At 48.9% G+C, this 25,905-nt stretch carries 22 protein-coding genes; 6 read left to right on the plus strand and 16 right to left on the minus strand.

The features are described from left to right. Nucleotides 1-65: 65 nt before the first annotated feature. Nucleotides 66-1,301, minus strand: coding sequence for a beta-ketoacyl-ACP synthase II (gene fabF, locus AUC31_RS09785; protein WP_058383384.1), 1,236 nt, complete (start codon nucleotides 1,299-1,301; stop codon nucleotides 66-68). A 27-nt stretch (nucleotides 1,302-1,328) separates the two neighbouring features. Then, the gene (locus AUC31_RS09790; protein ID WP_058383383.1) at nucleotides 1,329-2,261 is read right to left on the minus strand and encodes a beta-ketoacyl-ACP synthase III; all 933 of its coding nucleotides are present in this window, start codon (nucleotides 2,259-2,261) and stop codon (nucleotides 1,329-1,331) included. 190 nt (nucleotides 2,262-2,451) lie between these two features. Between AUC31_RS09790 and AUC31_RS09795 the strand changes: the two genes are divergently transcribed. Continuing rightward, entirely contained in the window at nucleotides 2,452-2,634 is a 183-nt protein-coding gene (locus AUC31_RS09795) for a YjzD family protein (protein WP_058383382.1), read from the plus strand. Between the two features lie 100 nt (nucleotides 2,635-2,734). Here the strand turns inward: AUC31_RS09795 and AUC31_RS09800 are convergent, their stop codons facing one another. The 3 genes from AUC31_RS09800 to AUC31_RS09810 all read right to left on the minus strand — a co-directional run bounded on the left by AUC31_RS09800 (nucleotide 2,735) and on the right by AUC31_RS09810 (nucleotide 6,153). Beyond that, nucleotides 2,735-4,870, minus strand: coding sequence for an ATP-dependent Clp protease ATP-binding subunit (locus tag AUC31_RS09800; RefSeq protein ID WP_083509156.1), 2,136 nt, complete (start codon nucleotides 4,868-4,870; stop codon nucleotides 2,735-2,737). 138 nt (nucleotides 4,871-5,008) lie between these two features. Further along, nucleotides 5,009-5,317: a metal-sulfur cluster assembly factor gene (locus AUC31_RS09805; protein WP_058383381.1), complete on the minus strand. Its 309-nt coding sequence runs from the start codon at nucleotides 5,315-5,317 to the stop codon at nucleotides 5,009-5,011. 68 nt (nucleotides 5,318-5,385) lie between these two features. Next, a complete protein-coding gene (locus AUC31_RS09810) occupies nucleotides 5,386-6,153 on the minus strand; it encodes an alpha/beta fold hydrolase (RefSeq protein WP_058383380.1) in 768 nt (255 codons plus the stop codon). A 136-nt stretch (nucleotides 6,154-6,289) separates the two neighbouring features. On the opposite strand from AUC31_RS09810, the gene AUC31_RS09815 reads away from it, so the two are divergent. From AUC31_RS09815 to AUC31_RS09825, 3 genes are read left to right on the plus strand one after another with little or no spacing between them, the layout of a single operon-like run. Beyond that, nucleotides 6,290-7,102 (plus strand): Cof-type HAD-IIB family hydrolase, encoded by an 813-nt coding sequence (locus tag AUC31_RS09815; protein ID WP_058383379.1) that lies wholly within the window; start codon nucleotides 6,290-6,292, stop codon nucleotides 7,100-7,102. 13 nt (nucleotides 7,103-7,115) lie between these two features. After that, nucleotides 7,116-7,967: a DegV family protein gene (locus tag AUC31_RS09820; RefSeq protein ID WP_058383378.1), complete on the plus strand. Its 852-nt coding sequence runs from the start codon at nucleotides 7,116-7,118 to the stop codon at nucleotides 7,965-7,967. Nucleotides 7,968-7,981: 14 nt separating this feature from the next. Continuing rightward, nucleotides 7,982-9,313: a CoA-disulfide reductase gene (locus AUC31_RS09825; RefSeq protein WP_058383377.1), complete on the plus strand. Its 1,332-nt coding sequence runs from the start codon at nucleotides 7,982-7,984 to the stop codon at nucleotides 9,311-9,313. A gap of 87 nt (nucleotides 9,314-9,400) precedes the next feature. Here the strand turns inward: AUC31_RS09825 and AUC31_RS09830 are convergent, their stop codons facing one another. The 7 genes from AUC31_RS09830 to AUC31_RS09860 form a co-directional block, all read right to left on the minus strand. After that, nucleotides 9,401-10,852 carry an alpha-amylase family glycosyl hydrolase gene (locus AUC31_RS09830; protein ID WP_058383376.1) on the minus strand — a complete coding sequence of 484 codons (1,452 nt, stop codon included), beginning with the start codon at nucleotides 10,850-10,852 and terminating at the stop codon, nucleotides 9,401-9,403. Between the two features lie 249 nt (nucleotides 10,853-11,101). Beyond that, a complete protein-coding gene (locus tag AUC31_RS09835) occupies nucleotides 11,102-11,476 on the minus strand; it encodes a YisL family protein (RefSeq protein WP_058383375.1) in 375 nt (124 codons plus the stop codon). A gap of 68 nt (nucleotides 11,477-11,544) precedes the next feature. Then, a complete protein-coding gene (locus AUC31_RS09840; RefSeq protein ID WP_058383374.1) occupies nucleotides 11,545-12,444 on the minus strand; it encodes a fumarylacetoacetate hydrolase family protein in 900 nt (299 codons plus the stop codon). A gap of 43 nt (nucleotides 12,445-12,487) precedes the next feature. Then, a complete protein-coding gene (locus AUC31_RS09845; RefSeq protein WP_058383815.1) occupies nucleotides 12,488-13,666 on the minus strand; it encodes a DUF418 domain-containing protein in 1,179 nt (392 codons plus the stop codon). 10 nt (nucleotides 13,667-13,676) lie between these two features. Continuing rightward, nucleotides 13,677-17,282, minus strand: coding sequence for a helicase-exonuclease AddAB subunit AddA (gene addA / locus AUC31_RS09850; RefSeq protein WP_058383373.1), 3,606 nt, complete (start codon nucleotides 17,280-17,282; stop codon nucleotides 13,677-13,679). After that, nucleotides 17,260-20,736 carry a helicase-exonuclease AddAB subunit AddB gene (gene addB, locus AUC31_RS09855; protein ID WP_058383372.1) on the minus strand — a complete coding sequence of 1,159 codons (3,477 nt, stop codon included), beginning with the start codon at nucleotides 20,734-20,736 and terminating at the stop codon, nucleotides 17,260-17,262. The genes addA and addB overlap by 23 nt, the downstream gene beginning before the upstream one ends. 72 nt (nucleotides 20,737-20,808) lie before the next feature. After that, nucleotides 20,809-21,441: a TVP38/TMEM64 family protein gene (locus AUC31_RS09860; RefSeq protein WP_058383371.1), complete on the minus strand. Its 633-nt coding sequence runs from the start codon at nucleotides 21,439-21,441 to the stop codon at nucleotides 20,809-20,811. 142 nt (nucleotides 21,442-21,583) lie between these two features. Here AUC31_RS09860 and AUC31_RS09865 point away from each other — a divergent pair, with 142 nt between their 5' ends. Continuing rightward, the gene (locus AUC31_RS09865) at nucleotides 21,584-22,276 is read left to right on the plus strand and encodes an AzlC family ABC transporter permease (protein ID WP_058383370.1); all 693 of its coding nucleotides are present in this window, start codon (nucleotides 21,584-21,586) and stop codon (nucleotides 22,274-22,276) included. After that, nucleotides 22,276-22,584 carry an AzlD domain-containing protein gene (locus AUC31_RS09870; protein WP_058383369.1) on the plus strand — a complete coding sequence of 103 codons (309 nt, stop codon included), beginning with the start codon at nucleotides 22,276-22,278 and terminating at the stop codon, nucleotides 22,582-22,584. The genes AUC31_RS09865 and AUC31_RS09870 overlap by 1 nt, the downstream gene beginning before the upstream one ends. 12 nt (nucleotides 22,585-22,596) lie before the next feature. Here AUC31_RS09870 and AUC31_RS09875 read toward each other — a convergent pair whose 3' ends face one another. The 4 genes from AUC31_RS09875 to AUC31_RS09890 form a co-directional block, all read right to left on the minus strand. Continuing rightward, the gene (locus tag AUC31_RS09875) at nucleotides 22,597-22,854 is read right to left on the minus strand and encodes a CsbA family protein (protein ID WP_058383368.1); all 258 of its coding nucleotides are present in this window, start codon (nucleotides 22,852-22,854) and stop codon (nucleotides 22,597-22,599) included. Between the two features lie 12 nt (nucleotides 22,855-22,866). Continuing rightward, nucleotides 22,867-24,024: a PDZ domain-containing protein gene (locus tag AUC31_RS09880; protein WP_237150586.1), complete on the minus strand. Its 1,158-nt coding sequence runs from the start codon at nucleotides 24,022-24,024 to the stop codon at nucleotides 22,867-22,869. A gap of 81 nt (nucleotides 24,025-24,105) precedes the next feature. Then, complete coding sequence (locus AUC31_RS09885) at nucleotides 24,106-25,212, minus strand: trans-sulfuration enzyme family protein (protein WP_058383367.1); 1,107 nt, start codon at nucleotides 25,210-25,212, stop codon at nucleotides 24,106-24,108. Beyond that, nucleotides 25,212-25,799, minus strand: a complete 588-nt coding sequence (locus AUC31_RS09890; RefSeq protein WP_058383366.1) for a redoxin domain-containing protein — start codon at nucleotides 25,797-25,799, stop codon at nucleotides 25,212-25,214. Before AUC31_RS09890 ends, AUC31_RS09885 begins: the two co-directional genes overlap by 1 nt. Nucleotides 25,800-25,905: the final 106 nt, after the last annotated feature.

Consider the following 25,905-nt stretch of genomic DNA (forward strand, 5'->3'; position numbering starts at 1 on the left):
TTTTTTATCATTATAAGAAATGGATAATAAAAAAGCTCCCGGCATCGGGAGCTTTTCAATCAGGTTTACACTTTTTTCAATACGAGCGAAGCGTTATGTCCACCAAAACCAAGCGAATTACTCATCGCATACGAGAATTCGGCAGTTCTTGCTTCATTTGCTACATAATCTAAATCCAATTCTTCATCCGGCGTTTCATAGTTGATCGTCGGCGGCATGATGCCTTCTTTCAAAGCCAAGGCTGTAAAGATTGCTTCAATTCCGCCAGCTGCGCCAAGCAAATGGCCTGTCATTGACTTCGTCGAGCTTACACCCATTTTGTAGGCATGGTCTCCAAAGACGGTTTTGACTGCCATTGTTTCGAACAAATCGTTGTACGGAGTACTCGTTCCATGCGCATTGATATAACCGACATCCGTTTTTTCAATGCCTGCATCTTCGATGGCTTGCTGCATCGCACGTGCCGCCCCTTCGCCTCCTGGGGCTGGAGCTGTAATATGGTGGGCATCGCCCGTCGAACCGTAGCCGACGAGTTCCGCATAAATTTTTGCGCCGCGTGCTTTTGCGTGTTCGTATTCTTCTAGAATGACGATCCCGGCCCCTTCACCGATGACAAAGCCATCACGGTTTTTGTCAAACGGGCGTGACGCAGTCGTTGCATCATTATTGGTCGTCAATGCAGTGTTTGCTGTAAATCCAGCAACAGACAAACGCGTGATTGGTGCTTCCGCGCCGCCAGAAATCATGACATCGGCATCGCCGCGCTGAATAACTTTAAAGGCATCGCCGATCGAGTTCGTTCCAGATGCACAAGCTGTTACCGAGCAGGAGTTGATCGCTTTTGCGCCAAAATGGATCGACACCTGGCCAGATGCCATGTCCGGAATGATCATTGGCACAAAGAATGGGCTAATGCGGCGAACGCCGCGGGAGTTCAATACGTCCATCTGGTTTTCAATCGTTTCCATTCCGCCGATTCCTGATCCGATCCATACACCTGTACGAAGAGCTGTCTTTTCATCCAGCTCAAGCGCTGCATCTTTCATTGCCATAATGGAAGATGCGAGTGCGTAATGAGTGAAGCGGTCCATCTTGCGCGCTTCTTTACGCTCGATATACTCTTCAATCGAAAAATCCTTCAATTCAGCGGCAACTTTCGCGGGATACTGATCCGCATCGATGCGCGTTAACGGGCCGACGCCTGAGCGTCCTGCCTTCACCGCTTCCCACGTAGATTCTGCGCTGTTTCCAAGCGGTGTTACGGCACCGATACCTGTAATGACTACACGACGATTATCCATTTCTTTTACTTCCTTTCGCATATCCGATTATTTCCCCCACTTCATAGCAATTGCGCCCCAAGTCAATCCGCCGCCAAAGCCGACCATAACGACGACATCATCATCTTTAATACGACCTTCCTCTAAATCTTCCACAAGGGAAATCGGAATCGACGCTGCTGAAGTGTTTCCGTATTTTTGTATGGTCTTCGACATTTTCTCTACCGGCAAGTCAAGACGAGCCCGGGACGATTCCATAATGCGGATATTCGCCTGATGCGGTATAAGAAAGTCGACATCTTCTTTATCCAATCCTGCTTTTTCGATGACGTTGATGGCGGATTCGCCCATTTGGCGCACCGCAAATTTGAATACTTCACGGCCATTCATCACCAAATGTTTGTCTTGATACAAGTGTTCCCCGCCAGAGCCATCCGCTCCGAGTTCAAACGATAAAATTCCGCGGCCTTCCGATACTTTGCCGATCACGGCCGCGCCGGCTCCGTCGCCGAATAAGACAGCTGTATTGCGGTCTTCCCAGTTGGTGATTTTCGATAGTTTCTCAACACCAACTACTAGGACGTAACGATACGTATCCGATTCGATAAATTGTTTTGCTGTAATAACGCCGTACATGAATCCAGCACATGCTGCAGAGATATCCATGGCGGCCGCGTTCAGAGCGCCGATCTGTTGCTGGATATCGCACGCGACAGACGGAAACGGACGGTCTGGCGTAACTGTCGCTACCAGAATCAACCCGATGTCCGCTGGGTCGATGCCGGCATCGGCAATTGCCTTTTGCGCCGCAACCCGCGCCATATCCGATGTATCTTGTTCATCGTTTGCAATCCGGCGTTCTTCAATCCCGGTCATGGTCCGGATCCATTCATCCGAGGTATCCATGCGCTGCTCTAAATCAAAATTGGTCAATTTATCTTCCGGCAGGCATCTGCCGGTACCGATGATTCCAGCATTCATATCTATGTCCCTCTTTTCGATTAACATCAATTATTAGTACCTGGTGTTAATGATACGCCCTTTTTCTTTTGATTTCAAGTTGCCGACATATTTCTGACAAAAACTTTCGAAAGGCACGAATCTTTCTTTCTGAAAAGGCTTCCTTATGCTATGATAAAACTAGTTATTCTATATATAGAGGTGAAAACAGATGCATTATATCGGAACACTTTTCTGGTCTGTCCTTATAATTTCAATGTTGAACTATGTCGTAAGTGCCGTGCAAAACGTGCCATTCGACTTCATGATCGGTATCTTCATGGCAGTGGCAGTTACTGTATTGATCATTGTGATGGATGCTATCATCCCGAAAGAAGCGGCGAAAGAATATTAATGACGATAAAAAAGGAAGCCCCAGTGGCTTCCTTTTTTATTTGGCTGAATCTGACGGTTTAGATAGCAAAAAGCCGCATTTCATTGAAATGCGGCTTTACTTATACAGTGATAAGCAATTGTTTATTGGCGTCCATCGATACCTTCAATGTCGAACCTGGAGTGACCTCTCCTTTAATCAATTCCTTAGCGATTCGAGTCTCGATTTCACGCTGGATAAAGCGTTTCAGCGGGCGCGCCCCAAAGACCGGGTCCGTTCCTGCTTCAATGATATAATCGATGACCGAATCCTCGACTTCCAAGGAAATTTGCTGCTGTTTCATTCTTGCCGCCAGTTCGCCGATCATTTTCTTGGCGATGCCATAGAAATGCTCATTCGACAAGGAATGGAAAATGACGATATCGTCAATGCGGTTCAACAGTTCCGGCCGGAAATGCTTGCGCAGTTCCATCATGACGATGTCTTCTGTATCGTGTTCGTCACTGCTTGCGCTGATATGTTGGGAACCGATATTCGATGTCATGATGACGACGGTATTGGAGAAGTTCACAAGCCGCCCTTGGCTGTCGGTGATACGCCCGTCGTCGAGGATTTGCAAAAGGATGTTCGCGACATCAGGATGGGCTTTCTCGATTTCATCGAGCAGCACCACGGAGTACGGATTGCGGCGGACCGCTTCTGTCAATTGGCCGCCTTCTTCATAGCCGATATATCCAGGAGGCGCCCCGACAAGACGTGATACGCTATGCTTTTCCATGTACTCGGACATGTCGATGCGGATGAAATGGTCTTCTGAGTCGAATAAGTTTGCTGCCAACGATTTCGCAAGCTCCGTTTTCCCGACACCGGTCGGCCCAAGGAAAATGAACGAGCCGATCGGCTTTTGTTCATCTTTGATGCCGGCACGTGCACGCCATACGGCTTCTGTCACCAGTTCGACGGCTCGGTCTTGTCCGATGACGCGCTCTTTCAGCGTATCTCCGAGGCGCAATAGCTTTTCGCGCTCGCCTTCGACCAGTTTCGTTACCGGAATACCCGTCCATCGTGCGACAATGCCAGCGATTTCCTCTTCGGTCACTTCTTCCCGAAGCAATCGCTCCCCGCCGTCTCCGGCAAGTTCAACTTCCATCGCGCTCAGTTCTTTTTCAAGCTCTGGAATTTTTCCGTGGCGCAGCATCGCCGCGGTATTTAAATCATATTTGTTTTCCGCATCTTCCAATTGGCGGCGGTATTGATCCAATTGTTCGCGCTTGGCCTGGATTTTCTGAAGCGATTGCTTTTCTTCGTTCCATTGCTGCTGCATGCCTTCAGAAGACGACTTCAGTTCATCAATTTCTTCGCGCAGCGCAGCGAGGCGTGCTTTGCTCGCTTCGTCTTTTTCTTTCCGCAGCGCCTGCTCTTCAATCTCTAGCTGCATGAGGCGCCGCGTCACTTCATCAAGCTCTTGCGGCATGGAGTCGATCTCTGTCCGGATCATTGCACACGCTTCATCGATCAAGTCAATTGCCTTGTCCGGAAGGAAACGCTCCGTGATGTACCGGTCCGACATTGTAGCAGCTGCAACAATCGCCCGGTCATGGATGCGCACGCCGTGGTGGAGTTCGAAACGCTCTTTCAATCCACGGAGAATCGATACCGCATCTTCAACAGAAGGCTCGCGCACCATCACCTGCTGGAAGCGCCGCTCAAGTGCCGCATCTTTCTCGATGTGCATTCGGTATTCATCCAGAGTGGTGGCTCCGATGCAGTACAGCTCTCCGCGCGCAAGCATCGGTTTGAGCATATTTCCGGCGTCCATCGCGCCTTCCGTTTTACCGGCGCCGACGATGGTGTGGATCTCGTCGATAAACAGGATGATCTGCCCTTCACTGTCTTTCACTTGCTTCAATACGCTTTTCAGCCGTTCCTCGAATTCCCCCCGGTATTTTGCGCCTGCAATCAGTGCACTCATATCGAGTTCATAAATGACACGGTCCTTCAAGCCTTCCGGCACATCGTTGCGGACAATGCGCTGTGCCAGTCCTTCGACGATTGCGGTTTTCCCGACGCCTGGTTCACCGATCAATACCGGATTATTCTTTGTCTTTCTGGAAAGAATCCGGATGACATTGCGGATTTCCTGATCGCGCCCGATGACCGGATCCATCTTTCCAGACTGTGCTTGTTCAACCAAATTGCGGCCGAACTGTTCCAATGGCGACTTTTGCTCTTCATTTGGATTTTGGAATTGAACCAATCAAATCACGCTCCTCTGATTAATTTGACCATCTTTGACTAATTAAATTATATGATTGCCGTGCCCCTTTTGCAACGGAAATGCTCATCAAAAAAAAGCCGCAAGGAATTTCTTCCCTGCGGCTTTCTGCTATTTCTTTTATCGAACGCCGAGCGCCATTTTGGCATAGCGCGACATATGGTCTTTGCTCCAGACAGGCTGCCAGACGATTTTTACATCGACTTCTTCAACTTCCGGCAATTCATACAAGGATGTTTTTACCATCTGGACGATTTGCGGCCCCATTGGGCATCCCATAGAAGTGAGTGTCATCGTGACCACACAGAAACCATCTTCGGATAATTCTACATCATATACAAGGCCCAAATTGACGATATCAACACCTAGTTCTGGGTCGATGACATTTTCCAATGCGCCTAATAGATAATCTTTTGTTTCTTGATCCATTCGGAATCCCTCCTTTTCCTGTTACTGCTTATCTTACCAAACATCACTGCGAAATGAAATCGACTTGCTTATTCGCTTAATCGGTCGGCAATCCAAGCCGTTGCAGAAAGCATTCCTTTGCGGCTGACCGCGTGCGCAGCTTCGGTTTCTTTCATGAATGCCAGCCGTTCAGGATAGGCGGCATAATCCTGCTGCAATGCATGGAAAAGCCGGTTGGTCGGTTCAAAAGGAACAGTCGGGTCTTTTACACCATGCCAGAAAAAGACTGGGCGTCCGCCAAAGGATTGACGGTTCAAACTGATATCAAAACGGGACAGGGCCTGAAGCATGCCTTCGCGTTCCTCATCTGTGAGCGGCAAGTCAAAACCGCGCGACTCGTATTGGCGCATTTGCGCTTTCGCAAGCTCCACGTAATTTCCGGAACCCATCATGACAGCCGCCGCTTTGATCCACGGATGGGCCGTCAATGCACCGAGCGTGGTGATGCCGCCCATCGATGTTCCTCCGACAGCCGGTTCTCCACTAATTAGCTGACGCTTGTGCAATTCGTTATGCAAAAAGCCCAGTTCTTCGATAGACGTCAAAACGATTTCCCAAAAGCGCAGGCTGATCTGGACCTCATCAAGCGATTGATCCCGCTCCCCGTGAAGCAATGCATCCGGCAAGATGACACGGACCCCTTTTTTAGCCCATTGCCAGGCATAATGCAAATTATGTTCCTTTGCACTCGTATGCCCGTGCAAAAAAATAACGGTCGGCAACGGACCACCTTCGTGGCCTTCAGGTGTTATATGTAAGATCGGGATATTCCCCCATAATTCGTTCGCTACTTTCATGCGCTTCACTCCTCACCCTAAATCCTACCAATTTTTTTCTGTTCCCGCAAATTCCGGCATTGCCGTCAGGTTTTTTTGACGGATAGCCTCTATTATCGCTAAACTGAAGGTAGATAGAAGGGAGCCGGATTTTTATATGAAACAACATTTAATCGTACTCGACTTGGACGGAACATTATTGACCGACCAAAAAGTCATTTCACCTAAAACCAAGACTATTTTGAATCAAGCTCAACTAGCAGGCCACCAGGTCATGATTGCGACTGGGCGCCCATACCGCGCAAGCGAAATCTATTACCGCGAACTTGGCCTCAACACGCCGATTGTCAATTTCAATGGAGCTTTTGTCCATCACCCGAATGACGAACGCTGGGGGCTCCACCATACGCCGATCGGCTTGGATGTCGTACACGAAGTCGTCGAATCGATGCACGCTTTCGATTTCCACAACATCGTCGCGGAAGTATTGGATGATGTGTATGTCCACCACCATGATGAGAAACTGATGGACATTTTCAGTTTCGGTGACCCTAGCATCACCACGGGAGATTTGCGCAATTATTTAAAGACTGATCCGACGTCGATGCTTATCCACGCACCTTACGAAAAAGTCCACGCCATCCACGACCACCTTTCGGAAGTGCATGCGGAAGTCATTGACCATCGCCGCTGGGGCGCACCGTGGCACGTTATTGAAATTGTCCGCTCTGGCATGAACAAAGCTGTCGGCATCGACCGTGTCTCAAAATCATTGGGCATCGCGAAAGAGCATATCATCGCATTTGGCGATGAAGACAACGATCTGGAAATGATCGACTTTGCGGGAGTCGGTGTTGCCATGGGCAATGCCATTTCCCCTCTGAAAAATATCGCCAACGAGATCACCCTGACGAATAATGAAGACGGCATCGCTGAATTGCTGATGGACCGCTTGAAATTGAAACTTTAAAGGAGGAAGATCCATGAGATTATTCGCAGATAGCGCATCTGATTTACCGAAAGCTTTTTTCGAACAGGAACACGTCGTCCTGTTCCCTTTGCGCGTCCATATCGGAGACGCTGAGTACGAAGACATTCGGACCATCGATTCCATGAAAGTCTATGATGCCATCCGCTCCGGCGTCCATCCGAAAACATCTCAAGCCTCTCCAGAAGAAATGCTTAAGGCATTCGAACAATTGGCGAAAGATAAAGAAGACGGATTCTACATCGCCTTTTCCTCGGAATTGTCCGGAACCTATGCGACAGCCGTCATGGTGGCAGACCAAGTACGAGAAGAATACCCGGACTTGAACTTGACGATTGTCGATTCCAAAGCAGCTTCACTCGGCTACGGACTGCTCGTCAAAGAAGCCGTAAAATTGCGCAATGCCGGTGAAAACCATGATGCGATCATCCAAAAAGTGCGTTTCAAGGCCGACCATCTCGAAAGCTTGTTCACGGTTGAAGATCTGGATTACATGGCGAAAGGCGGCCGCATTTCAAAAGGCAGCGCATTCGTCGGCGGCTTATTGAATATCAAGCCTTTGCTTCATGTTGAAGACGGCAAGCTCGTACCGATCGAAAAATTGCGTGGCCGCAAAAAAGTCCTCAAGCGGATGATCGAGCTGATGAAAGAACGCGGCAGTAATTTGGATCAGCAAGTGATTGCCATCAGCCATGCCGATGACTTGGAGTTTGCGAACGCACTGAAAGATGAAATCGAAGCTGCCTACAACCCGAAAGAAATCGAAGTTCACATGGTCGGTTCCGTGATCGGCGCCCATACTGGACCTGGCACGCTCGCCTTGTTCTTCTTTAATAAAACCGATTGAGGAGTGGACTATTGATGAAAAAAGTGATTATAGTCGGTGCGGTAGGCGGCGGTGCAACTGCAGCGGGTCAACTACGTTTCTATGACAAGGACATGAGCATCACGGTATACGACCGGGATTCGACAATGTCCTATGCTGCTTGTGGAACACCGTATGTCATTGGCGAGGTCATTGAAGATGAGACTTCGATCCTGATGGCCGACCCGGAACAGTTCCAGCAAAAACGCAATATCGATGTCAGGCTCGAACACGAAGTTGTGGAAATTCTCCGGCCGGAGAAAAAAATTCGCGTCCGCAACTTAAAGACTGGCGACGAATTCCACGATTCCTATGACGCGTTGATTTTGTCTCCGGGCGGCAGCGCCATCATGCCGGATATTGAAGGCTCACAGAACAGCCATGTATTTACGCTGCGCAGCTATGGCGATATGCAAGCCATCCATTCCTATATCCAAAGCGAAAAGCCCTCCCATTGCGTCGTTTCGGGTGCCGGATTCATCGGGCTTGAAATGGCTGAGAACCTTAAACATCTGGGGCTGGAAGTTGATATCGTCCATAAGTCGAGCGCCATTCTATCGATTTTGGATGAGGATCTATCACAGCTTCTGCATGCGGAACTGGAGAAAAATGGCGTTGAAGTCCATACCGAAACCGTCATTGAAAAAATCGATGATCGAAGCGTTCAGTTGTCCGATGGTAAGAATCTGGAAACCGACTTTATCATCATGAGCATCGGCTTGAAACCGAATACCGCACTCGCTGAAAATGCCGGCCTCAGCATCGGTGAAACCGGGGGCATTTGTACCAACGACTTTATGCAGACCGATGATGAATCGATTTATGCCATCGGGGATGCATCGGAGAATTTCGACCTGATCACCGGAGACCCGAAACGTGTCCCGCTCGCTGTGCCTGCTCACCGCCAAGCTTTTCTTGTCGCACAGCATATCACCGGAAATCCCATTCCTAAAAAAGGGCTGCTCGGTACTTCCGCATTGAAAGTTTTCGGCTTGGATGCAGCGATGACTGGACTGACAGAAACAGCGATCAAAGAAAAAGGGCTTACCGCCAAAACGGTCAGCCATACCGGAAACTCGAACGCGGGCTATTACCCGGATCATGAAAAACTGACCTTAAAAGTCCATTATAACCCTGAAACCAGACAAATTTTGGGTGCACAATGCGTCGGAGGCAAGGGAGTCGACAAGCGCATCGATGTAATAGCAACTGCGATTTATGGAGGATTGACCGTCGATGATTTGCAGGCACTCGAACTATGCTACGCTCCTCCATTCTCTTCGCCGAAAGATCCAGTCAATATGATCGGCTATAAAGCATTTGACTGACTGTTCATTGAAAGTGCCTGGAAACGGGCGCTTTTTTTCTTGCAAAAAAGGCTGTGGACAGGTAACTACCTGCTCACAGCCTGTTGATTATTTATTTTGTTTTGCTGCTTCATCAGCTTTTCGCTGCTTGCCCTTTTTCCAAACAATCCATAAAAAGCCCATGAAAATCAAGTACATTAGCCCAAGCGTGACGATATACGCCGTATTCAGCCCTCGTTTTTCAGTAATATGGTAGGTTTCTACCAATTCGCGGTCCAAGGTGAGGCGGTACTGCCCGTCTTCATCCGGACGAACGATATCGCTTTCGAACAGCCCTCGCATTTCCATTCCTTCACCCACAACCTCTGGTGCCAAACTTAAACTTTTCGTTTCAGAAGAGTTATTAATGGCAATGACCCACGACTCTTCTTCATTTGAACGCTTATACACCATCCAGCCCTCTTCTTCATAAAGCAGTTCCAATTCACCTGTACGCAATGCTTCAGATGAATTGCGCAATGAATTTAGATTGGTGATGTAGTCGATCAATTCCTTTTCGACCGCCATGTCCAAAATTTGGTGCGATTCCGGCAACGCTTCGCCGTTCATCGCTGTTTCAGAACCATATTGGACGACCGGAATGCCCGGCATCGTCAATAATTGCGCAAATAGCATGCGCCAGCGTGTCGGTGGATAGCCTCTTGACTCGACGATGTCTGATGTAAAGCGTGAACCGTCAAGTGAATCGACACGGATCAATTTGCCTTCTGTTTGTTGCATCAATTCAGGGATATCGGCCAAGGACTGGTCAAAATTGCGGTAGCTGTCGCGGAGCGTCTGTTCTACGCCTTGTTGCACGACCGCATCAAATCCAGCCTGGTTCTCCATTTCTGCATCTGCCAATACGTAAAACCCTTCTTGCTGCTTCATGGCAGTGGAGAAGCTTTCTACAAATGAGGGGTCCAATTCCTCTGAATCTTGCAAACGAACTCCGTCTAATCCATATGTATCGCGAAAGTCACCGAACATTTCGATCAGGGCTTGTTGGACTTCTTCATTAGCTGTATCAAGCGCTAGCGTTTGGTCATCGTTTTCAGTAAACCAATCAGGATTTTCCTGTGCCCACTCATGATCCACGCTTACTTCTTGCGTCGGCAAGTCGACGATGACTTTCATGTCGCCTTCGTGCACTTCATCGACGAGCGACTGTAATTCTTCCGCCGTTCCGAAATGGCGTTCCAACTTACTATAATCCAGCACTTGCCGCCCATCATAGCTTGCGGTCTGGAAGACTGGCCCAACTGACAGCACCGTAAAGCCCATATCCCGGACGTGCGCTAGTTCACTTTCCATCCCTGAGAAATCACCGCCGCTGAACGATGCCGGATCGGTGGAATCCACTTCATAATCGTTCTGGATCTGTTTATTGAAATAGCGGTCTACGAGCACGTCATAGATGCTTTCGTCTTCAATTGTGCGGGTTTCTTCAGCTGCCACACTGGCTGTTGTCGGCAATAGCAATGCTGCTGCCAAAGCCCAAATTATCGTTTTTCTCTTCAATTCCGTACTCCTCCTTCAATGAGGCCAAGATGATGCTCACCCGGTCTATTTTATCAAACTCGCCTGTTTGCCGCTATGTCATCTTCGTGAAAGCGCAGCTGTTTATGCCTAGTTTCGTCCAAACTGTGAAATCCCTATGTGTAATGGCACAATTTTTTCTATTTCGATGACAATACAAAAAACTGCACGTCATTTGTCAGTAAAAACCAACAAAGAACGTGCAGCTTTCAATTGGATGCAACGGCCATTTTAAGCCATGAAGTTAAAGCCGACCGGCAATTTGAAGCCGAGGAATAAAGTCACGAGCAAGAATACTGCAAACAGTACCCAGAACAAGGTTACAGGCTTTTGCTTCTTGCCACGCACGAGCACCATTTCCATCATGCCGATGGTCAATAGTCCGAATAGGAATTTCAAGCCGTAAAGCATGGCGTCGTATGACGAATGCTCGATGAACAATGTCAGCCCGGTGATGATGATCAAAACGTAGATCAGTCTCGTGATCATGTGGACGATTTTGCGCCCCTTGCTGTCGCGGTGCATAAATGCAGCCACGAGGAAAAGCACGATGCCCACTACCCACATGGTAATGTGTAAATGTGTTGTATCAGTTAAAAATCCCAAAAGCTCACCTCATTTAATATAGTCCCCTCAAGTTTACCACATGCAGGACAATTGGAAGTGATTGTTCCTTATGACAAATGTGTAACGAGTGTACCGATTGACTGGATGGATACTTTGATCGTATCGCCCGCTTTCAAAAACTTCGGCGGATTAAATCCTTTGCCGACGCCAGCCGGTGTTCCGGTCAAGATGACATCGCCCGGTTCAAGTGCCACCGATTTGGAAATCTCTGCGATCAACTCATCCACGCGGCGGATCATGTTTTCCGTATTGCCATTTTGGCGCACTTCGTCGTTCACTTTCGTCACGAGGGACAGGTTCTGAGATTGCGGAATCTCATCCTTGGTTACCAAATATGGTCCCATTGGACAAGAGCCTGGCAAGCTTTTCCCTAGGAAATATTGCTGGTGTTTTTCCTGAAGGTCGCGAGCAGTCAAATCGAGCGCGATGGTATACCCGAATACATGATCATAAGCCAGTTGTTTCGGGATCTTATGCCCTGCCTTGCCGATTACGACAGCTAGTTCGCCTTCATAGTCATACGAATCGGTGAGATCTGCATGAACAGGAACTGTTTCTTCATCAGCAGCGACGGTATTCGGGGCTTTTGTGAAAACGACCATATCCGTCGGTGCCTGCCCGCCCATTTCTTCTGCATGGTCAGCGTAGTTCTTCCCGATGCAGATAAAGTTTTTCGGAGGTCTCGGGACAGGTGCCTGCCATTCGATTTCCGAAAAAGAGTGTTTGAATTGCTCAGGGGTTTCCGATTGGACAGCCGCCTCCGTCAATTTGCGGATCTGTTCCACAAACTCCATTCCTTGCGACACTCCATCAATCAGCTTATCCGGAAATTCCGGCAGTACTTCCAGCTGCTCCTGGATGGCGAGGACATCCCACACGGCTTCTTCTTTTTTTACCTTTGGTCCAAAACGTTCTTCTCCTTGAAAGCGAAACGATAGAAGTTTCATTCGTCAAACACTCCTTTTCTGTGATTGCATTCATTATACACATTCAGCGTTTTGAATTGTTGCTTTTTTCAAAATTATTTCCGTACGTCCAGCGACGCCAGATCATTTCGATCGGTCCCCGATCGAATTTGCTGAACCAAAGTTCTGCAAAGATCAATTGAACAACGAATATACCGACCGCAATCAAAGTCCCTGTCAACAGATCCACTTGGCCGTATAAGCCCAGGCCATAGGAATAGAAAATGCTCGTCGCGATAATCGATTGCGTAATGTAGATTGTCATCGACATCCTGCCCGCTTTGACTAGCGGTGATAAAGCCTTCAAGAACGTCATATTCAGCGACAATAACGCGATAATTCCCGCATAGCCTACCGCCACCAATGGGCCTCCAAACATTTCCTGGACATATTGGAAAGCATAATTGGTGTCGAATAGATAAGGAGTCGATTTCAGCAACAAGCCTATTGCCAGCGAACTAAAGGTCAATATCAGCCACGTCTTTTTCTTATTGGCTACTTGTTCAATCATCTGCCACTTAGCCGCTGCTGCGCCCACCATCATTAATGGCAAGATGGTGACTACATAAATGATAAAACTGAATGGATTGTTGCCATAATACCAATCCGTCAGTCTCCTGCTGAAGATTTCAGCGAAATTCCCTGAGCCATATGCTGCAATGGACTGCTCGGCTTCCTGATAACCAATATAAATATTCGGATCTGCCATGACCGAAATAAACATAATGGCGGTGAACATCAAATGAGGCAATGTGTAGATCAGTAGGCCAAGTCCCAGAAGCCAGTTTGCCGGCAAACTGAGCATGCCGAGCAACAATAAGCCCATAAGTGCATAGGTAATTAAAATATCTCCATACCAAATAAAAAATGCATGAATAATCCCAAATCCCAATAAAATTAATAGCCGCTTGATGGCTACCGGTAAAAATGGCTGCCCTTTTTCTTGAGCCCGCAAGAATTGCATCATCAAGCCATATCCGAACAACATTGCGAATAAAGGATAAAAACTGGCCTGGACAAAAATATCCAAGCCCGTGAAAATGGTTTGATCCATATTTCCGCTGAACCATTTATACGGGTCGATATAAGATAAAGGCGTGTGGAAGGCCAGCATATTGATGAGCAGGATCCCGAGTAACGAAAATCCCCTCATCAAATCGATGGCGTCCACCCGTTCACGTAAAGAAATTGGTTGTAATTTCAACATAATCCCCCTAAACTTCCACTTCTTCATTAGTAGAGAACAAATACAGGACTCGCTGTTTGATCGGAATGCGCAAAATCGCTTCTACCGCTTCTTGATAGACCGACAACTGAAGCGAGTAGCGCTCTTTCATGGCCGATTGAACATTGCCCATCCCGCGCGTTTGATCGGTTTTATAATCGAGCAAGATCCATTCATCGTTTTCCTTGAACAGGCAATCAACGATACCTTGGACGATTTGATGGTCGCCATCTTCATCAGCGCGTGCATACGTAAAAGGCACTTCCCTTCTGACATCCTTTGCATTCATCAAGCGCTGTGCAATCGTACTGTGGAAAAACGCTTCAACTTGCTCAGGTTTTACAGCTTGCGCTTCTTCCTTCGTAAGAATTTCACGTCCTGTCAACTCATCCAGGAACTGCCGGATTTCATCTAGATCCAGCTGCCGCTCAAGCGGCAAATGCTGCATGACGGTGTGGACTGCCGTACCGATATCTGCAGCTGACAGTTTGCGGTCCATCAGGAAATCCGGGCGATGCGGCGCTTTCTTTTGCGCCTTCGGCTGATAGTTTTGGATGAACGATTCCGGCTCATCCGAACGCTGCAATAGCTGAAGCCTCTTCATTTCCGTCACCGATTGCTTAGAACGTTTTTCGACAGCTGCCTGATGGGGATAAGCGAAGTCGAATCGGCTGCGGATCAATGCTGCATCCGCTTCGGCTTCCGGCCGGTCTTGTTGCGCTTCGAGCAAAGGCTGCGGCTCTTCCAAGGAAACGGTCTCGACAATGTCGATGTGAAAGCGCGAATGATGATCGAGCACTTCGCCGCCTACATGCAGCGCCTCTGCATCGGGATGCCTTGAAACAGCAAGGCCGATCCAATCCAAATAAGATTTTGCGCGCGATCGTTTAAAATCAGGCAAGAGCACGTCGCCCGAGGAAGTTTTCCACTTCTCGAGTAAACGGTCAATGTCTTTTACCGAAGCGGTCAAGTAGAGCTTTTCTTTCGCACGGGTCATGGCCACATACAACACCCGCATCTCTTCAGCCTTCATCTGCAATTGTTTCATTTCTTTAACGGCAAGATAAGGCAGCGAAGTGTATTCAATGCGTGTATCGGGATTGACGGCCTTGACCGCAAGGCCGTATTGCTGGTCGAATAAATACGGTTTGTGGAAATCCATTTCATTGAACGGCCTTCCGGTTCCCGCAAAAAAGACGACCGGAAATTCAAGGCCTTTCGATTTATGGACGGTCATGAGCCGCACGACATTTTCCTTTTCGCTCAATGACTTTGCAGTTCCAAGGTCGTCTCCCCGCTCCCGCATGCGGTCGATGAAGCGCAGGAATCGGAACAATCCGCGAAAAGCAGTTTTCTCGTATTCAAGTGCTCGGTCATGAAGGGCACGCAGATTCGCTTGGCGCTGCTTGCCGTTCGACATAGCACCCGTCATTTCGTAGTAATTCGTATCCAGGTACACTTTCCAAATCAATTCCGACAACGAGCCCCTGCGCGCCAAATCCCGCCAAGTACGGAGGCTGTTCGTAAAGCGGGCCAGTTTAAGTCGAGTCGCTTCATCCATCGTACCGATGCGGATAAACGCTTTCAATGCATCATAAAAAGTTCCTTTTGCATCGGCAAGCCGGATCGCTGCCAACTCATTTTCCTGTAGGCCGAAAAACGGCGCGCGCAAAACGGCGGCAAGCGGAATATCCTGGTACGGGTTATCGATGACGCGCAATGTATTGAGCATGATCATGACTTCAAGAGCATCGAAATACCCGCCGCTCAACTCTGCGTAAAGAGGGACGCCAGCCATTTTGAATTCGTCGGAAAAGTCACCTGACCAAGTCATTGAACGCATCAATACGACAATGTCGCGGTATTCAAGCGGGCGCTCTTTTCCGCTCCATGGATCGTGTACGAGCGTTCCCGCATCCATCATATGGCGAATCTTTTGCGCAATCCAACGCGCTTCCCATTGCGACTTGTCCATATCGACAGGCACTTCTTCCTCTTCTTCCGTTTCCGGTTCATGGATAAGCGTCAAGTGAATCGGCACATCTTCTTCGGGATAAGGCGCTTTCGGCTTTAATGCCGCATCTTCGTCATAGCTGATTTCACCGACGCGCTCGCCCATGATCTGCGAAAAGATATAATTGGTGCCATCGAGCACTTCTTTGCGGCTTCTGAAATTGGCATTTAAATCAATTCGCAACCCTGTCTCGTCCGCTTCCCGGCTAAAGCGGGAATACTTGCCTAAGAAGAGCATCGGCTCCGCCAGTCGAAAACGGTAGATGGACTGTTTAACATCCCCTACCATGAATAAATTGCCGTCTTGTTCCGATCCCGATTTCACAAGGCCGAGTATCGTTTCCTGCAGCATATTCGTATCCTGGTATTCATCAACCAAAACTTCTTTGAAGCGTGTGCGGTAATCCTGAGCGATCGCAGAAGGTTCTCCCCCATCGCTCAGGATTTCCAGCGCGTAATGCTCCAAATCCGAGAAATCCACCAAACCGCGGTCAATTTTAAGGGCCTTGTATTCTTCCGCAAAACGCTTCGTCAAATCGACCAATGTCCGCATAAGCGGTGCCATTTCGCGCATTTCCGCAAGCAGGCGCTCAGGGGCGCGGGTGAAATACCCCTCTTTTACATCATTGAACAGTTTTTTCGCTTCATTTCTCCGTGCTTTGGCTTCTTCCGCCAGCTGCGGGTCGCAGGAATCCTTTTTCACGGATGCTAAACGCTCCCATTTAATGTTTCGTGCATAAGCATGAAGTGATGCCCAAGATTCATCCAGTGCATCGATTGCGGCACGGATCAGCGTAGCATCCATCCGAAAGTTCTCTTCCAATACGGCAGGGCCTTCCGGACGGGTGGCTAGCTCCCAACCTTCATCGAGCAAGGCAAGCGCCGCTTCAAAACTATGACGTATCGTCATTTTCAAATCTTCCATAAACGGCAGATCGTCGATCGTGGCATGTCCCGGCACATCGTATAGCGTTGGCAGTTGTTCGAGCCAAGCTTCCGGTTCAGGATGCACACGTGAATAATCGTATAATTTGCCCAGCAGGATCTCCATTGCCTGGTCGCTGCGGTCAGAAGTAAAACTGTCTGCGAGCCTGTAAACCTTCTCACGCCCTTCGCCTTCATAGGCGGATTCAAGCACCGCTTCCATGATATCATCGCGCAGCAATGCCGCTTCCGTATCCCCCGCAATGCGGAAGCCGGGATCGATTTCCAACAAATAAGCATATTGCTTCACGACTTGCAGGCAAAACGAATGCAAAGTCGAAATCTGTGCTTTATTGATCAGCCTCAGCTGCTTTTTCAAGTGAACGGATTCCGGCTGTGCCGTGACTGCCTGCTCTAAAGCTGCAGACATGCGATGGCGCATTTCCGCTGCGGAAGCGTTCGTAAAGGTGACGACCAAAAGCTCATCGACTGATATCGGATCATGTTCATCGAGCACTTTTTCGATCATCCGGTTGATCAGGACAGCCGTTTTCCCGGAACCTGCCGCAGCCGATACGAGCATATCCTGTCCTTTCGCCCATATCGCCTGCCATTGTTCATCCGTCCATGTGGCATCATTCGGTTTTTCCGGTATCATCAGCGCTCAACTCCTTGCGTATTTTCTCCACTGCCTGGTCAGAGCTCAATACCGGCAATTTTCGGTAGCTTTGCTCGGGGTCACTCGGATCGAATTGGCACACCGCGCGGAAATTACAGAATTGGCAAGGCGTGTCATCTTTTAAGCGGTACGGTGAAACGGCTGTATTGCCGTCAAGAATGCCATTGCCTGCCCCTTGGTGTTTTTTTCGGACAAATTTGCGGATCGTTTCCATATCATCTTTTTCCACTGTTTTCGATGAGCCCTTCGAGACCGAACCATTTTTATTGAGACGCACTGGAATGACATTTGAATAGCCGTCAATCTGCGCGTCCATCGCCTGTATGACTTCCGGATCTTCGACAACCAAACCATTCATCTTGAATGACTTCGCAAGTTCTTCTTCCAGTTCTTCAGCGGTCAGTAATTTCGTCATTTTCAACATAGGGTTGTGCATATGGAAATACAACACCCCTGCCGGTTCCGCCTGCTCCCCAAGCCAGCGCTTCGAATGGGTCAGCGCCACATCCAAATAGGTGAAGGTTTGAAGTGCCAGCCCGTGGTAGACTTCGCCCAAATCCAGGCCTTGCTTGGAGGATTTATAATCGACGACACGCAAATACGGCTTACCGCCGATATCGGTCGAATCGATGCGGTCAATGCGTCCCCTGACATTCATCTTGCGCCCGCGTTCGAGCGGAATATCAAGCGGCGGAATCGCTTCTTTCGTCCCGAAGCCCACTTCAAGCGCGATCGGCACGAAACCGGATACTTGTGCATGCTTGCTCAACATGAAAGCCGTTTGGCGGATGATGCCTTCAAGCTTGTATTGGATATACCGGTAGCGATGCGAACTCAACAAGATCTGGTTGACGAAATAAGGCGATAATTGTTCGATCGCACGCTTAGCAAGATCTGCGCATTGTTCTTTGCTTAACGATGACCAGGAAACGCCAAGTTGCATCACTTCATCGGAAATCCATTTGATTGCTGCATGGAACAAATCTCCCATTGCCGGCGCTGCCAGACGATATTGGCTGCGCTCTTCGAGTTTTAAGCCATAAGCTGCATAGTGGGCAAATTGGCAGCTGTGGTACGTCTCGATTCGGGAAACACTCGAGGCAATCGGTGCACCGTAAAGCGATTCAGCGATCTCTTCCGATAACTTTTCAGCTTTCCCATGGCTCAAAGGCTTGAACACTTGATGGATAATCGACGACCACAACGGGTCTTCCCGGTAATAATCGAGGACAGCCTGCCACTGCCCGGTAAGCTCGCCGCTCCTGATTTGGGCAGCCAGATGCGAAAGCGTTGCGCGCGGATGGCTAATGTATTCCAATGCATCCGGCTCATGAAGCTCTTCCGGGCCGATCGCTGCCAATTTTGGCTCCAGCTGAAGCAAATCGGCAATTTTCCTGATATATAAAGAAGGCAATAAGGCCTTTCCTTCTTCGTCTGCAATCGGGTAAGAGACGCTAAGCCGATCGGAAGCGGAAGAGAACGAGCGATAGGCCATATAAGTTTCGTCCATCAAACGCATACGGGAGCTTGGTGCGAGTTCGATGCCAATCTTTTGGAACCACTCGCGCTCTGCATCTGTCAATAGCCCTTCGTGTTCGATGCGCTGCGGCAAGACGCCATCGTTTGCACCGATGATGAAGACCGAACGGATGTCCATCAAGCGCGCCAGGTCCATTTTGGCGATGGTCACCTGATCGAGCGACGGCGGTATGCGGGAGAACTCCAGAGTTTCAAAGCCTTCGTCAAGGATCCGCGCTGCACTTTGGAGGTCCAGTTCTTTGTCTCCGAACATCAGGACGAATTGGTCGAGCACGCCGACCCATTGATTCCACGCCTGCTCGTGTTCTGTCGCGGCGAGCAGTTGATGCTCCGCCTCTTCGCGGTCTTTCAGCAATTGGATTTTCGAATAGACATCGAGCTCTTCAATAAACTGAAACAGCGCTGTGGCAAAATCGCGGCCTGTCACGCAGTCACTGAGCCGTGTTTTCAAGCGCTCAAGCGGGTCGCGCACCACATCCCGGACAGTTTGCAATTCCATCTGGAGCGCCAATTCTTCGTCTGTCTGGATGCCGGAATGAAATTCGAGCCCGCGGTATTTTTTATAGATCCAGCGCTTGTCATCAAACCAGCGCTCTCCGTAGATGCCATTGGCAAGAACGAAATTCTCCAGTTGGTCTCCCCGTTCCCGCCATTTGCTGACATTGCCTTCAGGAAAGAACAAGTCAGTCTTCAATGCCCGGAACATCGGTTCATACGTATAATTGCCGATGACAGCTTCGAGTGCGGATCGGCTGAATTCGATCAGCGGGTGATGAAGCATTGACTTTTTCTGGCTGATAAAATAAGGGATTTCGTATTGCGGGAAAATGGTGTTGATCAATTCGTCGTATACTTCTGGCTGGCGGTACAGCACGGCAATATCGTTATAGCGGCAGCCATCCATCACCTGCTGTCGAATCGACCGCGCCAGCTCATGGATTTCAGCGCGACGGTTGGACGCTTCAACCAACTCGACAGCCCCTTGCCCTTTAATGGAAGGGGCAGGAAAGGTTTCGATGAAACGTTCGACATGCCTAAGTTCTTCGTTCATGAAGCGTTTAGGCTGTTGCAGGTATACTTCCGGTTCCAGCTCGATTCCTTCTGTTGCGGCGAGATCCGTCAGGCGGCTTGCCGTGAGGGCAGACTGGTAGAATAATGATTGCTCGTCTTCTATGCTGCTCGTGTCATCCATCGGCAAGACAATCGTCACCGATTTGGCATGCTTCAGAAGCTCTTCAATAATCTGGAACTCCCGCGCTGTAAAGCTAACGAACCCGTCGATATAAATAGCCGAATGCTTGACCGTTTCCGAGTGGCGGATCTTCTCGCTCAACAACCCAAGATGCCCTTCAGAATCCACGAACACTTTGCCAAGCCTGCGGTCGATTTCCAGCAGGATGAGCTCTAAATCTGCTGCCTTGTCCTGCAGCGTCCTAGGTGCTCCAGCTGTTTCGAGAGATGAACGGATGGTGCCGAGTTCATCGCAATCGATGCAATAACGCGAAAACTCTTTGATCAATTGCTCGATTTGATCAGTGAAGCCCCGTTTGCCTGCGGCTCTTCTAAATAAGTTAAATTCATCCTTATGTTCTTCAAGCAGGCTGCGAATCAGCATGCGATAGCCGAATGTATCGATTTCCTTGCGGCTGATCCCGCCGACTTCCTGCAAGACGCGCCAGGCAAGGCGCTTGAAAGTCACGGCCTGAGCTCGGATCATGCCGTTCATGCCATAGGCAGCAGACAAACGATATTCTGTGGAAAATGACATCTGGTCCGGGACGATAAGGAATATCGGATCACCATCCGCCTGGTCTTTCAAACTATCAGCGATTTCTTCTTGGATAAAACGGGTTTTTCCGGTTCCGGCACGCCCATAGACAATTCGTAAAGACATTTAATGCACCCCTTTCAACAAGAACGTTTGTTCTTATTATACAATAAACAATCGAAAAGAACGACTTTCCGGTTAAGATAGCCGTTCTTTTTCACGTTCTTCTTTCGCCTTCTTGAAGTCGGCTTCCACTTTTTTATTGAGCCGCTTCTCTAATATTTTACCGATGACATAGAGCAGCACGATAACGGCAATGACGATGCCTGTCCGGATCGGCTGGGTAAACAATGCACGAATATCATAGCCAACATAAGAAATCGTCAAGACCATAACAAATTTACCCGCCATCAAGGTCAATAAATAATAATGGCGGCTAATATTCGATAGCCCGGCCACCAAATTGACTAATGCAGATGGGGTGAAAGGAAAACACAACAGCAAGAACAAAGGGCCGAAGCCGTTGCGCTCCACCCAATGGATGAGCCTTTCGACTTTCTGGTGGCGCGTCATGAAATTCATGAATCGCGCTTGCCCGAACTTGCGGATCAGCAGGAATACGGTATAGGAACCCGCGACTGCCCCGCCCCATGACAGAAGGAAGCCAAGCCACAATCCATAGGCTGTCGCATTGGCGAAGACAAAGACAAAAAGCGGCAAGAACGGCAAAAACGATTCAATGAACGGCAGCAAAAATCCGATAAACGGGCCGAATGCCCGATAAGATTGCGTTAACTCGACAATGTTTTCCATGGTGAAAAAATCCGACATAAGCTCATTCCTTTTAAATTGCGCGATTTTTCAATAATGAATCTTAAAACAGGAGAAAATATGCTATGCTATTATAATTACTTTACACTCTTTCTCCCGTTTTGGAAAAGAGAAATACTTGCGGCAAAAGGAGCGGAACAAATTGCAAGAACACGGATTCTCTTCGGGTTTGAAAGCAGGCGCCAGCATCGCCATCGGCTATTTCCCGGTCGCGTTGACTTTTGGGCTGCTGGCCAAAACGACCGGTTTATCGCTCATCGAAGCGACTGCCATGAGCATTTTCGTTTTTGCCGGCGCTGCCCAGTACATATCACTTTCCCTTATCACAGCCGGTGTACTCCCGGCGCTTATTGTCGTCAATACATTCATCGTCAACATCCGCCACTTCTTGATGACCGCGGCATTGAATGAAAAGATGGAACCGGATGCCCGCTGGAAAAAAGCACTGTACGCATTCGGCATAACCGATGAAACGTTTACTGTACTCGCTACGCAGCCGCGCGACAAGATCCGTACGTCGTTTGCGGCGGGTGTCATCGTTATTTCCTACGGAAGCTGGGTGGCATTCACTTCGCTTGGCCATTTGATCGGCGCCAGCCTCCCAGGCTTCCTGCAGGCGTCCATGTCGATCGCACTGTATGCGATGTTCGTCGGCTTGCTCGTGCCGTCCATGAAAGGCAACCGGAAAGTTGTCAGCTTGGCGTTGATCGCCGCACTTTTCAACTCACTGTTCTATTTCACCGGCTGGCTGTCCACTGGCTGGGCGATCATGGTGTCGACGCTTGCTTCAGCGATCATCATTGAACTGATTTCACGGAAAGGAGTTGCCGCCTGATGGATGCCTGGTTTTGGTGGATGATTTTTGGAATGGCCGTTGTTACTTATATTCCACGCGCAATACCGTTAACCTTTTTGGAAGGCTGTGAATTACCGGAAGCTGTACAGAATGTTTTGCGAAATATTCCTTATGCCGTGCTCGGCGCATTGATTTTCCCGGCCGTGTTCTTCATACAGGAAAACGTCTGGTTCGGCGTGATCGGGGCCGCATCCGCATTTGCCATCGCGTTTACCGGGGCGAACGTTATCCTCGTCGTGCTCGGGACCATTGCCATTCTCTCCGTATATGGACTTTGGTTCGGATAAGAAAAAAAGCCGTCACTCATTTTCATGAGCTTCGGCTTTTTTTCTTTTATTATACATATTGCTCGCATACCAGAAACCAGCTGTTAACGAAGCGGCGTTGACGATAAACAATAGCCACGTATGTGTGAAGCCGGCATAAACGGCCGCGGCAATCAATGCCACGGTCAATATGAGGCCGACATAATGGTTGAACGTCACGCGCGTAAACAGGATAACCAGAAGCCCGGGCACAAACAGCGATAGGAAAAACTTAGTCACCATTGACTCCATATTCTTCTCTCCTTACTCGACAATCAAGAGACCCAGGCGGTGATGGTCATGGCGGAAGACGACATGCTGCCGCAAACGCATTTCAAGGTTGTGATCGATTACTTCCAGGCGGCAATGCGCTGCATTGAGCTGGATTGCTTCGTATAGTTCTGTTTCATTCGTAACGGTCGTGCCGTTTACTTTGCGGATGATTTCCCCGCGCACAAGCCCCATTTTCTCTGCAGGAGATCCTGGAAGAACGTCGATGATCATGACGCCTTGCGCTTGTGGTGTCACGGTGTAATTTCCGCTGCGCTCTTTCTGTGCATAATACAAGCTAATTCCCAAACGGAACAATGCTCCGACGGTAAGCGCGATGATCGCCATCGGCTGCCAAAGGAAACCGAATAAGGCAAGGACGATCGTCAACACAGCTGACCAAGCGATCGATTTCGCGATCTTCGGATATAAATAGACAGGCAGCGTCCGTTTGCTGCGCCCTTGGAACCCAAATACCAGCGGGAACAAAATGAATGAAAATGCCGATTCCCCGATCGGCAGCTGTGGCCAGTATGGTGCGTATTCGGAAATCATTTCTCCAGGAACGACCAGAACGGCCGGTATCAGCCATAGGCGGCGGGAAATATAGGCAGCGGCACGCAATCCGCGAGCCGATTTATGCAAACGCGGCGAAGCGGCAGCAGCAGCTGACTTTTCGACCATGCGGCTTTCGATGAATAGCAAAAGCCCTGCAATCAACGCGACTGAAATGAGCCAGCCATCCGCAAGCCCTCTGCCCGTCATTTCAGCGAACCCTAGATTCAACACCCAATCATTGGCTTCGAACAACCAGACGACCAGTGCAGCCGCTCCCGCCAAATAGACGAAAGAAGCCAAGTGGTAAAAACCTGTCAGCATGACGATAATGCTCACGACGCTGAGTGCAATCAACCATTCCATCGGCACTGCCAAACCGGCAGCAGCGACGATGACCGATAAGATTAACGCATACAACCAGCCATCTTTCAGCAAGCGTTTAAATTCTGTTCCGCCATACACGATCCGCGTGCGGAAAATGCGGCGTTCTTTTTTAACGCGGAAATATCCAAGCATCGTCGCAGCAAATAATGCGACATAAAAAACAGGGTTAAGAAAAAACATGGCGATCGCCATCAAAAAATCCGTTAACACTCCACTGACACCATCCTTAAGCTAAATGAACTTATCTTCCATTGTACCAAAGATGCAGGGATAGCCCTACATCTTTTTCAATCAGTTAAACGCCTGCTCTAGCTGCCCAAGGATATCTTCAATGCCTTCGATTCCGGCTGAAAGCCTGACGACCCGCTCAGTTACACCAATCCGCGCTTTTTCTTCTGCGGATAATGCGCGGTGAGACGTGCCAAATGGATAAGAGACGGTCGTTTCGACACCAGCCAAAGTCGGAACGATTTTGATCCAGCCGAGTGAAGAAAAGAAGGCTGAGACGTCGGCAGTTTCAGGAAGTTCAAATGAAACAATCGCGCCTTTCCCCGGATACCACACCCGTGCCTTATCTTGCAGGAAATCGGCAATCGCCTGTGCATTGGCGTTTTGCTTTTCCATCCGAAGCGCCAATGTTTTGATGCCGCGTATCGTTAGCCATGCTTCAAAAGGACTTAAGTTCATGCCGAGGTTCACGACACGTTTTGTGGCTTCTTCGATTAAAACCGGATCGCCTACCAATACGCCTGATGTGACATCACTATGCCCGCCAAGGTACTTGGTGGCGCTATGTACGACCAAATCCACGCCTTGTGTATAAGGTGTAAACGTATAAGGCGTCGCGAATGTATTATCGATCATTACTTTAACTCCGTATTGATTTTTCAATTGAACGAGCCCTTCGATGTCTTCAATCCGCAAAAATGGATTGGTAATCGATTCGCTCACCATCAATTTCACTTCAGGGAAATCGACCAAAATCTGCTCAATCGTTTCGCTTTCCGAGAAATCAGCGAAATGGACCGTAATGCCAAGCCTTCTCAATTCTTCCTTCAGCAAATGGAAAGTTCCACCGTATACATCCTCTGCGGCGAGGATATGGTCTCCCGCTTCTGCAACTGACAGGATACCCGCGAGTATCGCGGACATGCCTGAAGACGCAGCAACGCCTTTCGGTGCACCTTCTAGCTGTGCGACTGTCTGGCCGAGTGCATCCGTGTTCGGGTTAGCTGTCCGCGTGTAGAGATAAGTTCCGTTTCCTTCGTAATAGCCTTCCAATTCTTCTAAAGAAGAAAAAGAAAAAGCGGATGTTTGATAGATCGGCATGACTTTCGGGCGGATCGTCCGCTCTTCCATGCCTGCTGTGTGTACAGATTTCGTATCGACTGATGTCATTATGATTCCCCCTCATTGATTTCTTCGATAAATCCATTCATCATTTCTTCATCCATCGGGCCGACAATTTTATGCAGGACACGGCCCTCTCTGTCTATGATATAGGAAGTTGGAATGGAAAACGCTTGATAGAGTGCGCCAATATCTCCATCCACATCCATCGGAATCGGAAAGCTCAAGCCAAACTCTTCAACAAAGTTTTCGATTTCCGTCATGCCACGGTCTTCTGTCGTCAAATTGACTGCTACCACTTCGACATCTTTATCCTGTTGGTTCTCATAGAAAGTTTGCATATGCGGCATTTCTGCTCGGCAAGGCGGACACCAAGTCGCCCAAAAATTAAGGATGACCGCTTTGCCGCGGTAATCCGACAAGCGCATTTCCTCGCCTTTCAACGTCGTCAATTCGAAGTCGGGAGCGAGTTCGCCTTTTGCCAGCCCTTCATCGGTCGGCAAAAAATCGACAGTGCTGCCAAGGGCCATTTTATTCAGTGCGCGGTCTTCTTTATGACTGTCAAAGACGGCCCATACCGCGAGAACAATGACCAGAATGGCGGCTATCAGGAGCCCGATCATTTTTTTCGACATTCTTTTCACTCCATTCCGTTACCATCATACGATAAACGAACTGTCCGTAGCCAGTAAATTCGCCGGAATTGTTCCGCAACAAATTGTGTCAACGAAAAAAGCCGCC

Origin of the sequence: Planococcus rifietoensis, assembly GCF_001465795.2 — a bacterium.
GTDB lineage: Bacteria > Bacillota > Bacilli > Bacillales_A > Planococcaceae > Planococcus > Planococcus rifietoensis.

What these genes read in the sequence shown, in the direction of transcription:
- AUC31_RS09870 (WP_058383369.1), top strand. Translation starts at nt 22,276, where the DNA reads ATGGATGCCTGGTTTTGGTGGATGATTTTTGGAATGGCCGTTGTTACT.
- AUC31_RS09885 (WP_058383367.1), bottom strand. Translation starts at nt 25,212, where the DNA reads ATGACATCAGTCGATACGAAATCTGTACACACAGCAGGCATGGAAGAG.
- AUC31_RS09825 (WP_058383377.1), top strand. Translation starts at nt 7,982, where the DNA reads ATGAAAAAAGTGATTATAGTCGGTGCGGTAGGCGGCGGTGCAACTGCA.
- fabF (WP_058383384.1), bottom strand. Translation starts at nt 1,301, where the DNA reads ATGGATAATCGTCGTGTAGTCATTACAGGTATCGGTGCCGTAACACCG.
- AUC31_RS09795 (WP_058383382.1), top strand. Translation starts at nt 2,452, where the DNA reads ATGCATTATATCGGAACACTTTTCTGGTCTGTCCTTATAATTTCAATG.
- AUC31_RS09875 (WP_058383368.1), bottom strand. Translation starts at nt 22,854, where the DNA reads ATGGAGTCAATGGTGACTAAGTTTTTCCTATCGCTGTTTGTGCCCGGG.
- AUC31_RS09840 (WP_058383374.1), bottom strand. Translation starts at nt 12,444, where the DNA reads ATGAAACTTCTATCGTTTCGCTTTCAAGGAGAAGAACGTTTTGGACCA.
- AUC31_RS09790 (WP_058383383.1), bottom strand. Translation starts at nt 2,261, where the DNA reads ATGAATGCTGGAATCATCGGTACCGGCAGATGCCTGCCGGAAGATAAA.
- AUC31_RS09890 (WP_058383366.1), bottom strand. Translation starts at nt 25,799, where the DNA reads ATGTCGAAAAAAATGATCGGGCTCCTGATAGCCGCCATTCTGGTCATT.
- AUC31_RS09815 (WP_058383379.1), top strand. Translation starts at nt 6,290, where the DNA reads ATGAAACAACATTTAATCGTACTCGACTTGGACGGAACATTATTGACC.
- AUC31_RS09810 (WP_058383380.1), bottom strand. Translation starts at nt 6,153, where the DNA reads ATGAAAGTAGCGAACGAATTATGGGGGAATATCCCGATCTTACATATA.
- AUC31_RS09805 (WP_058383381.1), bottom strand. Translation starts at nt 5,317, where the DNA reads ATGGATCAAGAAACAAAAGATTATCTATTAGGCGCATTGGAAAATGTC.
- AUC31_RS09860 (WP_058383371.1), bottom strand. Translation starts at nt 21,441, where the DNA reads ATGTCGGATTTTTTCACCATGGAAAACATTGTCGAGTTAACGCAATCT.
- addA (WP_058383373.1), bottom strand. Translation starts at nt 17,282, where the DNA reads ATGATACCGGAAAAACCGAATGATGCCACATGGACGGATGAACAATGG.
- AUC31_RS09820 (WP_058383378.1), top strand. Translation starts at nt 7,116, where the DNA reads ATGAGATTATTCGCAGATAGCGCATCTGATTTACCGAAAGCTTTTTTC.
- addB (WP_058383372.1), bottom strand. Translation starts at nt 20,736, where the DNA reads ATGTCTTTACGAATTGTCTATGGGCGTGCCGGAACCGGAAAAACCCGT.